The organism is Macellibacteroides sp. (assembly GCF_050251695.1).
GTDB lineage: Bacteria > Bacteroidota > Bacteroidia > Bacteroidales > Tannerellaceae > Macellibacteroides > Macellibacteroides fermentans.
This window is the reverse complement of the sequence record NZ_JBFWMI010000080.1, coordinates 1-14,120: the sequence shown is the minus strand read 5'-3', so window position 1 is coordinate 14,120 and position 14,120 is coordinate 1. Positions and strand designations below refer to the sequence as shown.

General features: G+C 37.4%; 17 protein-coding genes. 9 read left to right on the top strand and 8 right to left on the bottom strand.

Translation table 11 applies throughout. The features are described 5' to 3' along the window. Nucleotides 1–108: 108 nt before the first annotated feature. Entirely contained in the window at nucleotides 109–1,767 is a 1,659-nt protein-coding gene (locus AB7E53_RS11530) for an NERD domain-containing protein (protein WP_446775775.1), read from the bottom strand. 12 nt (nucleotides 1,768–1,779) lie between these two features. Beyond that, nucleotides 1,780–1,992 (bottom strand): helix-turn-helix transcriptional regulator, encoded by a 213-nt coding sequence (locus tag AB7E53_RS11525; RefSeq protein ID WP_446775773.1) that lies wholly within the window; start codon nucleotides 1,990–1,992, stop codon nucleotides 1,780–1,782. A gap of 294 nt (nucleotides 1,993–2,286) precedes the next feature. On the opposite strand from AB7E53_RS11525, the gene AB7E53_RS11520 reads away from it, so the two are divergent. Beyond that, nucleotides 2,287–2,928 (top strand): LexA family protein, encoded by a 642-nt coding sequence (locus AB7E53_RS11520; RefSeq protein WP_446775771.1) that lies wholly within the window; start codon nucleotides 2,287–2,289, stop codon nucleotides 2,926–2,928. 2 nt (nucleotides 2,929–2,930) lie between these two features. Then, the gene (locus tag AB7E53_RS11515; protein WP_446775769.1) at nucleotides 2,931–4,199 is read left to right on the top strand and encodes a Y-family DNA polymerase; all 1,269 of its coding nucleotides are present in this window, start codon (nucleotides 2,931–2,933) and stop codon (nucleotides 4,197–4,199) included. 5 nt (nucleotides 4,200–4,204) lie between these two features. Here the strand turns inward: AB7E53_RS11515 and AB7E53_RS11510 are convergent, their stop codons facing one another. After that, nucleotides 4,205–5,077 carry a tetratricopeptide repeat protein gene (locus AB7E53_RS11510; protein WP_446775768.1) on the bottom strand — a complete coding sequence of 291 codons (873 nt, stop codon included), beginning with the start codon at nucleotides 5,075–5,077 and terminating at the stop codon, nucleotides 4,205–4,207. A gap of 293 nt (nucleotides 5,078–5,370) precedes the next feature. Then, complete coding sequence (locus AB7E53_RS11505) at nucleotides 5,371–5,946, bottom strand: JAB domain-containing protein (RefSeq protein WP_446775766.1); 576 nt, start codon at nucleotides 5,944–5,946, stop codon at nucleotides 5,371–5,373. Between the two features lie 464 nt (nucleotides 5,947–6,410). On the opposite strand from AB7E53_RS11505, the gene AB7E53_RS11500 reads away from it, so the two are divergent. Next, entirely contained in the window at nucleotides 6,411–6,605 is a 195-nt protein-coding gene (locus AB7E53_RS11500) for a hypothetical protein (RefSeq protein ID WP_446775764.1), read from the top strand. A gap of 110 nt (nucleotides 6,606–6,715) precedes the next feature. Here AB7E53_RS11500 and AB7E53_RS11495 read toward each other — a convergent pair whose 3' ends face one another. The 4 genes from AB7E53_RS11495 to AB7E53_RS11480 form a co-directional block, all read right to left on the bottom strand. Beyond that, nucleotides 6,716–6,889 carry a ribonuclease P gene (locus AB7E53_RS11495; RefSeq protein WP_446775762.1) on the bottom strand — a complete coding sequence of 58 codons (174 nt, stop codon included), beginning with the start codon at nucleotides 6,887–6,889 and terminating at the stop codon, nucleotides 6,716–6,718. A 17-nt stretch (nucleotides 6,890–6,906) separates the two neighbouring features. Then, nucleotides 6,907–7,203, bottom strand: coding sequence for a hypothetical protein (locus tag AB7E53_RS11490; RefSeq protein ID WP_446775760.1), 297 nt, complete (start codon nucleotides 7,201–7,203; stop codon nucleotides 6,907–6,909). A gap of 10 nt (nucleotides 7,204–7,213) precedes the next feature. Beyond that, entirely contained in the window at nucleotides 7,214–7,540 is a 327-nt protein-coding gene (locus AB7E53_RS11485) for a molybdenum ABC transporter ATP-binding protein (RefSeq protein WP_446775758.1), read from the bottom strand. Between the two features lie 1,032 nt (nucleotides 7,541–8,572). Further along, nucleotides 8,573–9,730, bottom strand: a complete 1,158-nt coding sequence (locus AB7E53_RS11480; protein ID WP_446775756.1) for an IS4 family transposase — start codon at nucleotides 9,728–9,730, stop codon at nucleotides 8,573–8,575. A 421-nt stretch (nucleotides 9,731–10,151) separates the two neighbouring features. Between AB7E53_RS11480 and AB7E53_RS11475 the strand changes: the two genes are divergently transcribed. The 6 genes from AB7E53_RS11475 to AB7E53_RS11450 all read left to right on the top strand — a co-directional run bounded on the left by AB7E53_RS11475 (nucleotide 10,152) and on the right by AB7E53_RS11450 (nucleotide 14,076). Then, the gene (locus AB7E53_RS11475) at nucleotides 10,152–10,589 is read left to right on the top strand and encodes a GNAT family N-acetyltransferase (RefSeq protein ID WP_446775754.1); all 438 of its coding nucleotides are present in this window, start codon (nucleotides 10,152–10,154) and stop codon (nucleotides 10,587–10,589) included. Beyond that, on the top strand, nucleotides 10,586–11,467 hold the full coding sequence (gene bla / locus AB7E53_RS11470; RefSeq protein ID WP_446775752.1) for a class A beta-lactamase: 882 nt from the start codon (nucleotides 10,586–10,588) through the stop codon (nucleotides 11,465–11,467). Before AB7E53_RS11475 ends, bla begins: the two co-directional genes overlap by 4 nt. A gap of 162 nt (nucleotides 11,468–11,629) precedes the next feature. Further along, entirely contained in the window at nucleotides 11,630–11,848 is a 219-nt protein-coding gene (locus AB7E53_RS11465) for a helix-turn-helix transcriptional regulator (RefSeq protein ID WP_079682841.1), read from the top strand. Beyond that, nucleotides 11,845–12,171: a HipA N-terminal domain-containing protein gene (locus AB7E53_RS11460; protein ID WP_421467796.1), complete on the top strand. Its 327-nt coding sequence runs from the start codon at nucleotides 11,845–11,847 to the stop codon at nucleotides 12,169–12,171. The genes AB7E53_RS11465 and AB7E53_RS11460 overlap by 4 nt, the downstream gene beginning before the upstream one ends. A 2-nt stretch (nucleotides 12,172–12,173) precedes the next feature. Further along, nucleotides 12,174–13,115 (top strand): HipA domain-containing protein, encoded by a 942-nt coding sequence (locus AB7E53_RS11455; protein WP_446775750.1) that lies wholly within the window; start codon nucleotides 12,174–12,176, stop codon nucleotides 13,113–13,115. 250 nt (nucleotides 13,116–13,365) lie between these two features. Continuing rightward, complete coding sequence (locus AB7E53_RS11450; RefSeq protein WP_446775748.1) at nucleotides 13,366–14,076, top strand: MBL fold metallo-hydrolase; 711 nt, start codon at nucleotides 13,366–13,368, stop codon at nucleotides 14,074–14,076. Nucleotides 14,077–14,120: the final 44 nt, after the last annotated feature.

Genomic DNA, 14,120 nt, shown 5'->3' with positions numbered 1-14,120 from the left:
AAACACCTTTACAAGATCTGTTTGATAAGACTAATTTCAATGATGTCAAAGATCAATTTAATCCCCTTATTCCGGGGTTGTTTGATTAATTATTAACTCGTCCCGATTTTAACGGGACACTAATGATATCAATTCACAAATAACTTTATTGCATAATATGATATCATAAGAAAACTTTTCAATTTCCTTAGTATCTAGTTTTGTTTTTAGGGCATATAATTTTCTTACTGTCGTCAAGTTGATCTGATGATGGGTATGTACTTTCGACACATTGCATATTTCTTCCAATGCCTCTAATGCTTGAGCATTTCCATCACAAGCATAAATATTTATTACTTTAGGAGAAGACAAATATTTTGTAATTGAAGTTATAACACCAAAGAGTTCACCACCAGTACCGCAACCAATATCCAAAATATTAATTACATTCTGCTCATTAAGCATATTCAGATAAGACTTATTACTCAAAATATTATCGTATATACAAAATGTTTCTGCATAACTCCTTGGAAAGTATGTTCCCAAATAAACCTTGATTTCATCCTGATTTAAATCGAGATTATACTCATAACGATTATGTTCTGGAGCATACGATGCCTGCATGTTTGAAAATAAAAAAATGTCTAACCAATGCGGTAATACAGTTTTGCATTTTCTAGGACTTAGTATTTTAGGAGCAAGGACTTGACTGGAGAGATCGATATCTGTAGATGATTGTTGTATTTCAGTAACATCAGAAGTTTCAATAGCTATATCATCCATATTTGGCCCGTCCTGCCAATATATCAAATTAGTATTAAATTTCTGAACAACATGATTTGTGAACTTGCTCAGTTTTTGACAATAGGATTCGATATTACTGCCTTCTAACACTATAATATATTTCTGCGATAAATGAATATCATGTTCTTCGAACAACGCATAAGCATCACGGCTTTTGACTACAAATACCCTACATTTACCTTCTCCTATTATTGTTTTAACTATTTGATTTACAAAAGAAGTTAACCCTTGTTTTTCCTCGTCCATAGATTCTTCATCGGCGATAACATTAGACAGAATTGAAAATGATTTATCTTCATGAATTTTCTGTTTAAGAGTTTCGTTTAAGGAATATGGTTCTTCTTGACTATTGCAATCAACACTCAAAACAGTATCATCCTTCAAGACTTCAATATTACTATAATTATTATCAAGGTAGTCTTCATCAAGTGCCATCTTGTCGACTAATTCTAGAATATCGTTGTTAGATAGGTTCGTTGTCTTACTTGTTATATCTTCGACTTTTTCAATAAAAGAAGATTCATCACAAATATGTAACCAACTTTGCGTTTTTTGAGATAATCTGTTTTCTAATATTATAGGCTGGTGAAAAACAACAAGAGCAGCAACGTTTTGCAATGTTTTAGCGGACAATACATTCCCATCTTTTAAACCCCTTTTAATTGCAACATGGTTTATATTGGCCTGCTGATAAACTGATTTCCTAGAACCACCTTTAATGATGGTTCCATCTGACAATTTCCAATTACCATTATCAACAGCAATAACAGTACCACCATAATTTTTAAATTCAACGCACATGATTGCATCATTCTTAATCAGAATGCCATCAAGCTCACAATCATAAATATTATAGTTAGCTATAAAAATACACAAGCCTTCATTTTCTGCATACAAAGACTTAAGTTGCTTACAGATAGCTCTGTATTGCTCACGTTCTGCCGTGTGTTCATAATCTGAAAACTTGTAAACTAAGAGAGCCATTATATGAATGCTTTAGTTGATTTTATTAGTTGTACTGACCAATAATTCTCGAATATCAATCCCGAGAAACTCAGCAATTCTTGCAAGGGTTTGCAAATCAGGTTGAGTGGTATTAGTGCACCACTTTGAAACGGTTACAGGATCACGACCAATCTTTTCTGCTAACCAAAGATTGGTTTTATCCGCTTCTGCCAATGCCGCTTTTATTCTATTAACTTTTGCCATATTAATAAATTAACGTTCAATGCAAATTTACTAACTTTCGATGAGACGAAGGCAATTTCATAATAAATATTCTTATATACTCCAAATATTTTCGCAAACTGACCAATAATTAGGAAATATCGAATAATTTGACTACTATTAAATTATCGATATTATACTTTTAATTAACTATACGAACTTTTCAATGACGATATATAATGCTATTCATTTAGCTGAATAAATAAATCTTGATTTCGTAATACGTTATCAAGATTATTTCGTAACTTTGTGCCCAACTTATGAAGTTTTGGAGCAATGAAGGAAATAAACGATAAAAAAGGACATGGTGGCAAGCGAGCAGGAGCTGGCAGACCTAAAACGAGTTTTAAGACTTATTCTTTTAAAGCAGATGAAGAAATATCAAATATGATAGAATCTCAGCAGAACAAAACGCAATTTATACAAGATTGCATTCGTACAACGGTGAACCTGCAGCAGATGCCCACTGATAATCCCGACTTTTCAAAGTTGGGTGAAGTGATTCCTGCAGGTCGAATGATGGAAGCTCATATACCATTTTTCGATATAAAATTGGTGGCAGGATTCCCAATTCCGCTCGATAATACAGAAATTTCTCAGGATATAGATCTTCTGAGAATGCTCTGTCCACACCCTGATGCCAGCTATTTGGTAAAAATTCAGGGTAACTCCATGATAGAATCTGGTATTCATGATGGAGATATGATTATCGTGGACAAGAGCCAACGCAATCCTGATAAGAACCAGATTGCCGTGTGTGAGCTAAATGGCGAATACACCGTAAAACGTGTTCAACAGATTAATGGAAAACGCTATTTGGTACCGGCTAATCCAGAGTTTCCAATGATGGAAATTATGGAGGGTGACAGCTTTAGCGTTTGGGGTGTAGTTACGTTTATCATCAATAAGCCCAAGTAGAAATGATTGCCCTTGTAGATGCAAATTCGTTTTTCTGCTCGGTTGAAAAAGTCTTTCATCCGGGCCTTGAAGGTAAACCAACTTGTGTTTTGTCTTCGAATGACGGGTGTATAGTGGCTTTGACTCCAGAGGCAAAAGCCATTGGTTTGCATCGAGGCGATCCAATCTTTAAAGTCAAAGATATTGTTGAACGCAACAAAGTGGCAATCTTCTCCACCAACATGCAACTCTATGCTGCAATGTCCAAGCGTATAGTCAACATACTGAGAAGCTCGGTTGAAAAAGTAGAACAGTATAGTGTAGATGAGTCATTTGTTTACCTAGATGGGTACGAGAAGCATTATAACCTAGAAGATTATATGCGTAAACTTATCCAGAAGGTAAAGCTTTATACAGATATTCCAACCAGCTGTGGCATAGCTCCAAGTAAGACCCTGGCCAAGATGGGAAGCAAGTTCGCCAAGCAATATAAAGGTTATAACGGTGTCTGCCTGATAGACACAGACGAGAAACGACGAAAGGCTCTCGAAATCTTCGACCTTGCCGATGTATGGGGCATTGGCAGAAGAACATTCGAGAAACTTAACTACTATGGCATTCATTCTGCACTGGAACTAGCAGACAAGAAAGAGAGCTGGATAAGAAGCCATTTCAACAAGCCAATGTTGCAAACATGGATGGAACTTAATGGAGTGCCTTGTATAGATACAACCGAGGTAAAGCAACGTCAGACCATCTGCACATCAAGAAGCTTTGGAGATATGGTGGGTGACCTCACATCACTGAAAGCTTCCATTGCCAACTTTGCCAGTAGTTGCGCAAACAAATTGCGTGGTCAGCATTCTGTTGCAGGAAGCGTAACCGTATTCATCGCAAGCAACTATTTCCGTGAGGACCTGGAACAGTATAGCAATGGAGCCACCTTCAACTTTGCCACTCCTACCTCAGATACTCTGGAGATAACAAATGCAGCAATGATGCTATTAGAATCAATGTACCGAAATGACATTCGCTACAAGCGCTCAGGAGTCATCTTGAGTGACATCCATAATGATTTGCCAATCCAGCAGAACCTCTTTGATGAAGTAAAGAATCGTATGGACAGACGCAAGCTTATGGCTGCTATAGATAATCTGAACCAAAGATATGGTGTTAAAAGTATTCGTCTAGGCATTGAAGGAACCGAAAAACAAGCTTGGCACGTCAAAAGTGAGCATAGAAGTGGAAACTATCTCACGGACATCACTGAAATTCTGACGATCAAAGTTTGATTTGACTACTTTGCATACTGTTCCCAAAATTCGACCTCTTTCTTATTATCCAAAGCTTCGTATGCAGTACAGAATTCAAGTGCAATTTCTCTACGATATTCCTGTAATGTCTGAGGATCATTAGCCGCATGTTTCAAACAGACAATGGCTTCTTTATATTTTTCAAGCTTGTTTAGAGCCATACCAATAAAATACATATTAGCATATTCTTCAACTTTATTTCCTTGCTTGACACATAAATCATCGATTTTGAAGCCCACAGAAACAATCTTCTCATAATCCTTCTTCATAAAGAACCCATATTGAAGATACTTATAACCTTCAATATTAGAACTATCTAATTTGGTTACAGCAGTTGAATAAGTAATTGTTTCATCGGCTACGTTGTGTTCCGCAAATAATCGGACTGCACTTAAATAATTCTCTATAGCTTCTTTAGTTTCACCGTCCTGAGCGAATAATTCACCTAAGAAAATATAGGGTCTGGCATAGTTAGGGTTTATCTTTATAGCTTCTTGATATGACTTGACAGCGTTATTCTTATCTCCTTTCAACCAATAAATACCACCAAGTGTATTATAGAACATATGCTTATTGTCAGCACTCTCTGGCGTATTTAAAGCATCGTGGACAACCTTAATTGCGTCATCATAATGACCTTGTCCGCCTAAAATCTCTGCTTTTACTAAACTCAGATTCTTTATATTTTTGGATTCTGCCTTTTCTAGCCAAATAGCTGCATTTTTCCAATCACCCTTGCTATAGTAGTAAGTCAATGAATCAGATATTACTTCATTTGTCTGACCTGTAGCTTTACCACCACAAGAACAAAAAACAAAAGAAAAAAGAACTCCAAAAGTTATTACTGTGCTTTTCATTATTCTAAATATTTTGCCAAATTAAAATATAAAAGTGGATGATAAATATTATACCATCCACCGATTCTCAACGTTTACTACTATCTCTACCGCTGTAGAGATTTCATTTTGTCTCGAAATCTCGCACTGCAAAAGTATGGTAGAATGGTCATTCAACCAAGCGAATGAGCTGGTTTCTAAAATATTATTCTCTTATCTTGACAAATCGGAAAGATATGGTTCCCAGAACATATAAAAGGGACAAGTTTTACCACTAAGTGTAGTCAGTGATTAGCCAACTACACTTTATAATTTTAGATACGTCCTTCATCAGAATAGCTATAATACTCGTCTCCTGCGAAGATGAGATGGTCCAAAAATCTAATTCCACAAGCATCACAAATCTTCTTTAGTTTATCTGTGGTTCTATCATCGTCAAGGCTAGGCTTCCTTGACAAACTTGGGTGGTTATGGCAAACAATGACACTAGCTGCACAACAAAGCAAAGCCTCTTTCATAATTACTCTAGGGTCAGCTGCTGTGAATGAATGTCCACCTTGGAAAAATCGTTGAGCCTTCAAAGGTCTGCCGGCTGTATTTAGAAAGATTGCCCACATTTCTTCAACCTGTAAACCATAAAGATGTGGGTACATTATTCTGTAGATAGACTCGCTACCCGTGATAGTCGTTACCTCCTTCTTGCTCTGAACGTCTCTCTTGTAGAGTTCGATAACAGATAGAGCAAATTTCTTCTTTGCTGGACTAAGGGAACGAACAAAATCATCAAAAGAGATATTTGGATTAGCTTCATCGGCTGCTCTCTCTGATAATGTACACATGAGTTCTTCGTTTGAGTACTCACGCAAATCGGCTGAATATAATACTTTCATGTTGCTTGGATTAAAATTATTCTTGAATCATGAGCTGCTGGGAGTTGAGCCTTTATTGAAAGATTTCTCCCCGTATGCAGTTTTTTTTATTTTTCCGTCGTCTGTCGCCGTCGGTAAGTTTCACCTTTATACGGCAATAGAAGGTGTTGCCAGCTGAGTAAAGCAAAGGTTTAAAGCGCAGAATACTACCTGAAAGTGTGGAGATTGTGTCCTTTAACCTGCAAGGCTCCGACCTTTGCGTTCAGAAGGAAACATTTACCTTCGCCGTGAATAAAGGTGTTACTGGCGGTGATTGCTGTACGATATAATATGCTGCATTCGGGAATAAGAGAAATGGATTATAAAAGAAAAATGTATGGAAATTCCTATCCATACGCCTATACAACAGTATATTAGCAAAATGAAACTTTGGCGTTTTACCCAAAATACTGAATCTTTGCAGTCGTTTTGAAAAATAAAAAGGTATGGAACAGAACGATATAAAAGAAGAGTGCAACTGTACATGTGGAAGTGAATGCGGTGGCGAATGCCAGTGCGGTCACTGTGAATGTGGACATTGCCATTGTGAAGATGAAGCTGAAGCTAAACCTAAAAATGAATTTTACCCAGATCTGCCCCGCATGATGTGGGACGCAGATGATTTTGCTGATTGGGATTAACCATTCATAGCAAAGCTATCTGAATCAATATAAAAGTAAACTGGCATCAGCACCAGTCAAAGAAAAAAGTAGCCCACCTGAGATTGAAATCAGATGGGCCATATTTTTGCTTACAGGATAATAACCTCGTCACGATAGGCTACTATTTCAGCTCCGCTTGTTATTCTGACAACTAGCTGAATGCCATAGTCGGCAACAATTTGCCCTTCTGTGTAGCCTCTATATGGCTCTAGCAATGTGCAATGAGCCCCGATTATTTCAGTGTCTTCTTCATATTCGTACATAATCAAAATGCTTTAGGTTAATATCTTATTTCCCATTCTCCCTGTGAATAGATGCGGAACGAAACGTATTCGTTGGCAAGCTCGTGGCTCAGAACACGAATATAAACTTTGTTCGGCTCGTCTAGGCTCTTGATAAGCCCATCAATGAGTTCTGAAGGATATTTCCACTTGGATTCAAATTCAGCGTCAATAAACTCATCTTCACGCATAGAATAGCAAGTGAAGAAATTGTCCGATAGAAACTTCTCGATGCGGTCGAGGTCTTTCTCACACTCAGTGTTCGCATAGAACAGATTGGTTGCATAATTTGCCATAATCTCAGTATTATATAAGTTCAACGATTTTATCTACCTTACCTATAAGGATGTTGCGAAGAGCAGTCTTATCAGTCGCATAATACTCGGTAATTCTCCCATATTGGCGTACCCAGTAGAGGTGAACTGCATCAGTGAAGTCGAATAGCCATCCCATTACAGGTACGCCACGACGTGAATAGGTATTGTGGTTGATAGCCTCAGTCAGCCAGTTCTTCTCGCTTCTGTCAAGTTTCTCACCATTATTAAGTCTCTCACGCAGTTGGTAGGCTTTACAGCCATTAAGGGTGCTCAACGCAGGAACATCCCACTCAACAAATTTTCTTGTATAGTCCATATGGTTGTTTTGTTTACTTCCCTATATTTAAATCTAAACTTTCGGGATTGATTAAAAATTTGATGCTCACAAAAGGTGTTATGGTTCGTCATGCAAAGTTTTCTGTTCAAATACAACCTGTATAGGTGGAGATTTTAACAAGAAACCAGTAAGGCTTGACCTTGCAATGAAGAAGACATAACAAGTACCTTTGCAGCTAATTCTTATCAAATCCCAGAAAGTGATTTATCAAGGATAAAATATAAGAGTACACATGCACTCCATAAAAGAGTTAGTGAGAACGTAACAAGACCAGTGAAAAAAGAAAATAACCCCTTGCTACGGGTTTACAAGTTTAGGTTTAGCTTATATGTATATAAGAGTGAATAGACTTAAACCTTAAACTCATTATGAACAGATTGAGATATTTCTTTTTTGACTGGTTAATCTAATACGACCAATCAAAAAAAAGAAAGTGAGTTTAAGGTTTACCTTTTATGTATATAAGAATATTAAACCTAAACTCTAAACTTGAAATAGAGAGCATAGGAACTCTTGCAGAAATAACAGAATATAGTTCCATGTATGGTATGTTTAAACACTTCTGCAAATACAATCAACTGGCAATCAATAAATAAAGGACAAACACTTATAAAAGTTTGCTTATTCGATTAAAGCAGTTTGATGAACGATATAGTTCCGCCTCACTTTTGCATGCAGAAATGGTTGAATATATTTAGGTGGAAAGTGTGGTGACATATTCACCGAGTAGAAATTGGACCATTGGTTGCACCACCGGTTGCACTACCGGTTGCACTACCGGTTGCATGCTCATCTTTAGAGAACAAAGTTTACAAACAACCATATTACATTCTGTGAAACATTTCATCACTAGTAACACAGCCTTCGATACTCTTTTTTTACTGGAACCTAACAGGATGTTCTACTAGATAACGTATGTGTGAGGATTTTATTAGTTATTTATGTCTCTAAATCAACAAAAATAACTACCTTTGCAATAAGCAGTTAGAGAAAGATTATCACTAGTGTCCACTAAAATAAATTAAGAGTTAATTGACCATCTTCAGTATCACATACAGGCTCATTAGCAAAGAGTTCTTTGATCGGATTCTTGTCAAACAGGGAAGCGCTCAAAATTCGCAACACTTCGTATGTCGTCCTATGCGATTTAAGGTCATGCTCTATAATAGCTACCATGCAATAAGCTGTGATAGCGGTAAATATCTGGATTCTTACAGCACTTTCAGTTGTCCCCCAGAAGGACTTAATCTTAAGATGTTGCTTAATCCATTTAAAAAAGAGTTCCACTCGCCAACGATATTTATACAAGAGGGCAACTTGCAGAGCAGGTATTTCCAAGTTGTTGGTCAGGTAGACAAAAGTTCGGTTCAAATCAGCTGCATAGTAGACAACTCTGCGAAGTTTTTCCGGATACTTCTTGGCAGTGTTGTAACCTGTCAGTTCTATAAGTTGATCAGAGAGTATGCCATTTTTATTATGGTTGACATCAAGTTCTTCAAGGATTTCATATTGGAGATTCCCTCTTTGCCGTATAACAAAAAACGATTCAATCTCTGTAATATGAAAGAGTCTCTTCAAATCAAAATATCCACGGTCAAAAATGTAATAAGCCCCTGGCTGATAAGGAATAGAGTTCATTGCATTCTGATCATGAAGCTTTGCTTGAGTAACATGTATGTACGTGGGTATGTCTGTTTCAACATCGTAAAGCGTATGCATTTTGATACCAGCCTTAGTGTGTCTGAACTTTGCCCACCAGAAGACACGCAAACAAAGGTCGATGGTGGTCGAGTCAAAGGCATATACCTGTCCGTCTATCTCAAAATCTTTGTTGATTCGTTTCTTTCTTGCAATATCAATCATCCGATAAGCAAACTCCTCAAAGATTTTGGGTTCTCGTCGTTCGTTGACTTTTGCAAGATTACTTCTCGTTACATGCTTGCCAAAGCCAAGATGATACGCTTTGCTTCCATGAGCTGCGAGAGTTGTCACAAGATCACGAAGACTGTCACGGTTACTCAACTGCCCGAACATCATTACGAGGAGTTGATTCCAGCACGTAAAGTGCTTCACATATTTGTTACCTTCGTATTTCATGACAATTGCATCAAAAACTCTTTGAGGCAGGAACTCTACAAGTTGAGAGAATATATATTTTCCGGTGTTCATCGAATGAGTCGTTTGCTTATTGGTTGCAAATGTAATCCATTCAAATCGTCACGCAGGAATATGAACTCTAATGCATTGTTATTTAATAACTTACGGGGGAATCCGCTAATCTTTAGTGGACACTAGTGAAAGATTATAATTAGTCTTAGATACTTCGACTAGAATGTATTCTAATACTTTCTGCGGCACATGAATATTAGTAGTAATTCTGATTAACTATGACATATTCAGTGTAAAGAACAGTTAAATACGTTAAACTTCAAAGGACATGTTGAAAATGACCGATTTTTGCACTTGTTTACAACACGCTGATACACAGCGACTTACAGAGGTCGATTTTTTGGCCCAATTTTCGTTCCTCTTACTTGTAACTGCCTGATAATCAGATATTCTTCACTTTCTGTATCGGCAAATAATTGAAATGGTCACTATAAATCCTGAAAGAACAGATAAACTTATCGATGCTTTAACCAAATTGTGGGAGGCATCGGTACGTTCTACGCATCATTTTCTGACCGAAGATGATATTCAGAAACTTACCCTATTTGTAAAGACTGGGTTGTCCGGTATAGAAACTCTTGTCGTTGCATCTGAAAATCATAACCCTATAGCCTTTATGGGGATTGAAGCCGGTAAAATTGAGATGCTTTTTGTATCGCCCGATTACTTCGGCAAAGGGGTTGGAAGGCAGTTAGCTGAGCTTGCGATTTCACAATACGAGGTTCAGTATGTGGATGTAAATGAGCAAAATTCGCAGGCGATGGGGTTTTATGAGCATCTCGGATTCGAAGTGTTTGAACGCACAGACTTCGATGAAGAAGGCAATCCGTTTCCGATCCTAAAAATGAAATTAAAATGAGAATATTACTATTTATATCGGCACTGTTGTGTAACCTTAACCTTTGTTTTGGGCAGACGGCAGAACTTAAAAAAGAGATTGAATTTATTGTCGGTGGTAAAGACTTGAAGTTGGGATTTGCTTTGTATGTCTTTTCGACGGGCAAATCCATATCTATAAACGGAAATGATAAGTACCTGATGCAGAGCGTGTTTAAGTTTCCGATAGGGGTGGCTCTACTCGATTGTGTGAGTAGGGGCGAGTTTTCATTGTCGGATAGCGTTACACTTACCAAAGCGGATTTGTCGCCTGACCTTTGGAGCCCTATTCGTGAGCGATGGCCTGATGGAGTGAGATTACCCTTGGTAAGTGTGATGAAATATATGGTTGCCCAGAGTGATAATAGCGCTACTGATTTTTTAATTTACAAAATCGGAGGTGCGGCACGTATTCAAGATATTGTCAATCGTCTTGGAGCTAAAAAAATCAATATCCGCAACACCGAAGCAGAGATTCAAAGCTCGTGGTCGGTGCAGTTCGATAATTGGACTACCCCCAATGCGATGGTTGATTTTCTTCGATTAATGAATGAAGGTAAATTGCTCGATAAGGCGAATACGGCCGTTTTGTGGGAAATAATGGCAAGTGCATCTACAGGTTCGATCAATAGACTCGTTCCTAAGACTGTTACTTTTGCTCGTAAAACAGGATTTTCGGGAGCCAATAGTCAAGGCATTATCGCCGCACAAAACGATGTTGGAATAATTGAATTTGAGGATGGAAGACGAGTTGCATACGCAATCTTCTTGACCGACTCAACGCTTGGCACAGATGCCGGGTCCGGGTACGACATCCTAGCTCAAATTGGCAAAGCCATCTGGAAAGCGTACGAGCGCTGAGAAATAAGATTTTATAAAATAAAAATAATAATCTCTTCTTCGTTGTGCTATCACAGTTGTTATACCCTATTAGGTATAATGTGCGTATTAAGAAGTGATTTTATACCTGATCGGTTGCAATATTGATGGATTTGAATTATATTGCAACCAAAAGGGTATAATATGAACACAACTTCTCTATCTGAATATGTAAAGTTAATGCGCAAAGAGCATGGCTTGACACAAGTAGATCTTTCCGAAAAATCCGGCGTAGGCCTACGTTTTGTGCGTGAATTGGAACAAGGTAAAGAAACGTTACGTCTTGACAAGGTGAATCAAGTACTGAACCTATTCGGTGCAAAAGTTGGTGTTGTTGCTATGGATAAATCTTCTAATTTATGAGACAGGCTAAAATCTATAACTACAACCTCGTTGCAGGGATTTTGACTGAAGATGAAAATGGTTACACCTTTCAGTATGATTCTAATTATCTGCAATCAGATGATGCACAGGCAATAAGTCTTACTCTTCCTTTGACAGATAAGCCATATGTAGAAAAGATTCTTTTCCCATTCTTTGACGGATTAATTCCTGAAGGATGGCTTCTGGATATTGCCGAAAAGAGTTGGAAACTTAACCGTCTGGATAGAATGTCATTACTACTTGCATGTTGCAAAGATTGTATTGGATCTGTTAGTGTTAACCCCATTCTAAATATTGAATAAATATGAATAGATGTTTATACTGCTATGAAGCGTTAGCAGCTGGCGAGATTCATTTTCATTCTCGCTGTGCTAAAAAGATATTTGGAAGTACTACAGCACCTATCTTACCATATGCTAAAAATGAAATCGAGTCATTAGCGGAACAAATAGTTCGTTCTCAAACCGCACTTACAGGTGTACAAGCCAAACTATCACTTGATATAGAAAAATCAAAAGGAGAGTCACAACGGTTTACTATTGTTGGATTATGGGGAGGCTATATTTTAAAACCTCAAACAGACCAGTTTAAGCATTTACCCGAAGTAGAAGACTTGAGCATGCATCTTGCCGGGTTGGCAAAAATCAAGACCGTTCCTCATTCACTCATCCGTTTTGAAGATGGAGAATTGGCTTATGTTACCAAACGCATAGACAGAGGTCCAAAAGGCGAGAAACTTGCCATGGAAGATATGTGCCAATTATCTGAACGTCTCACTGAATATAAATACAAAGGATCGTATGAACAGATAGCAAAACTAATCATGAGGTATTCGTCTGTGCCCAAATTAGATGTTGTGAATTTCTGGGAACAAGTTGTCTTTTCCTGGATTATAGGTAATGCAGATATGCATTTAAAAAATTTCTCTCTTTACAGTCTACGGAAAGGAATCTATTCACTGACTCCTGCATACGATATGGTTTCCACAGCACTTGTAATGCCAGAAGATACAGAAGAACTTGCCTTAACGCTCAATGGCAAGAAACGTAAAATAAAGCGTTCCGATTTTGAAGTTGCAATGAACAGTAGCGGCTTAGAGAAGAAGATTGTAGATAATATATTTGTTAGATTTGAAAAGGCTGTCTGCAAGTGGTCTCAATTTATTGACATATCGTTTTTGCCTGATGATATGAAAGAGCAGTATAAAAAAATTATAATAGAGAAATTAAACGTTCTGGAACGATAACTTTTTTAAAGGCTATAGTATAAAATACAATAGATATGAAAGAAAGCTCTTTGTATATTATCGGAAATGGATTTGACTTTGCGCTTGACTGTCTATTTATAAAATGAGGTATGTGCCGCTTAAAAGGCGATAACGCTAATACTAAATAGTGTAAATGTGCTGCATCGGGAAGTTAGTCTGTCTATCTGTTTATATTTAGTAGATTAAGAATGATAGATTGTAATTATTTAAAATAGTTAAATAGTTTAGAATGAAGATAAATGTATTAGATATTAGTTTTGAGTATAACGGAACCTCACAGACAATAAATCCGGTCATTATACAAGATAATGAAACTATGATTTTAGTTGACACAGGTTATCCTGATCAGATTGGTTTACTTGAAGAATCGGCTAAACAAAATGATATTTCACTTGATAAATTAACCCATATCATTATAACACATCACGATTATGATCATGTAGGTTCATTAGCAGCGCTCAAGCGGAGGTTCCCTCATGTCAAAATATTGGCTTCCCAGATAGAGAAAGAATACATTGAAAAGCAAAGAAAACCATTGCGGTTGGAGCAAGCAGAGAAGATATATCCTTCAATGTCGGAGGTCGACAAAGAGCAAGCCCTTATATTCCATAAGACGTTAGAAAGTGTTGAAGGCGCTGAGGTGAATGAAGTTTTAGAAAATCATCAAATTTTACCTGTTGGAAATGGGATAGAGGTGGTTTTCACTCCCGGACATACAGCCGGCCATATCTCTTTGTACATCAAAGAAAATAAAACGTTTATTGCAGGCGATGCACTTGTGTTGATTGATGATAAGCTTGTTATTCCATATCCTCATTTTGCCTACGATGCAGATAAAGCTAAAGAGTCCGTAAAGCATCTATTCTCTTATGAGATTGAAGAGCTTATCTGTTATCATGGAGGCTTAATTAAGAGTAATTGGAAAGATTTACTATCATGACGCCACCTCGTATCGAACAATCCACCAAAGAGGAGCGTCTGGCA

Bases quoted from the DNA above. Each gene is read 5' to 3' on its own strand.
- AB7E53_RS11530 (WP_446775775.1), bottom strand. From the start codon at position 1,767: ATGGCTCTCTTAGTTTACAAGTTTTCAGATTATGAACACACGGCAGAA.
- AB7E53_RS11525 (WP_446775773.1), bottom strand. From the start codon at position 1,992: ATGGCAAAAGTTAATAGAATAAAAGCGGCATTGGCAGAAGCGGATAAA.
- AB7E53_RS11520 (WP_446775771.1), top strand. From the start codon at position 2,287: ATGAAGGAAATAAACGATAAAAAAGGACATGGTGGCAAGCGAGCAGGA.
- AB7E53_RS11515 (WP_446775769.1), top strand. From the start codon at position 2,931: ATGATTGCCCTTGTAGATGCAAATTCGTTTTTCTGCTCGGTTGAAAAA.
- AB7E53_RS11510 (WP_446775768.1), bottom strand. From the start codon at position 5,077: ATGAAAAGCACAGTAATAACTTTTGGAGTTCTTTTTTCTTTTGTTTTT.
- AB7E53_RS11505 (WP_446775766.1), bottom strand. From the start codon at position 5,946: ATGAAAGTATTATATTCAGCCGATTTGCGTGAGTACTCAAACGAAGAA.
- AB7E53_RS11500 (WP_446775764.1), top strand. From the start codon at position 6,411: ATGGAACAGAACGATATAAAAGAAGAGTGCAACTGTACATGTGGAAGT.
- AB7E53_RS11495 (WP_446775762.1), bottom strand. From the start codon at position 6,889: ATGTACGAATATGAAGAAGACACTGAAATAATCGGGGCTCATTGCACA.
- AB7E53_RS11490 (WP_446775760.1), bottom strand. From the start codon at position 7,203: ATGGCAAATTATGCAACCAATCTGTTCTATGCGAACACTGAGTGTGAG.
- AB7E53_RS11485 (WP_446775758.1), bottom strand. From the start codon at position 7,540: ATGGACTATACAAGAAAATTTGTTGAGTGGGATGTTCCTGCGTTGAGC.
- AB7E53_RS11480 (WP_446775756.1), bottom strand. From the start codon at position 9,730: ATGAACACCGGAAAATATATATTCTCTCAACTTGTAGAGTTCCTGCCT.
- AB7E53_RS11475 (WP_446775754.1), top strand. From the start codon at position 10,152: ATGGTCACTATAAATCCTGAAAGAACAGATAAACTTATCGATGCTTTA.
- bla (WP_446775752.1), top strand. From the start codon at position 10,586: ATGAGAATATTACTATTTATATCGGCACTGTTGTGTAACCTTAACCTT.
- AB7E53_RS11465 (WP_079682841.1), top strand. From the start codon at position 11,630: ATGAACACAACTTCTCTATCTGAATATGTAAAGTTAATGCGCAAAGAG.
- AB7E53_RS11460 (WP_421467796.1), top strand. From the start codon at position 11,845: ATGAGACAGGCTAAAATCTATAACTACAACCTCGTTGCAGGGATTTTG.
- AB7E53_RS11455 (WP_446775750.1), top strand. From the start codon at position 12,174: ATGAATAGATGTTTATACTGCTATGAAGCGTTAGCAGCTGGCGAGATT.
- AB7E53_RS11450 (WP_446775748.1), top strand. From the start codon at position 13,366: ATGAAGATAAATGTATTAGATATTAGTTTTGAGTATAACGGAACCTCA.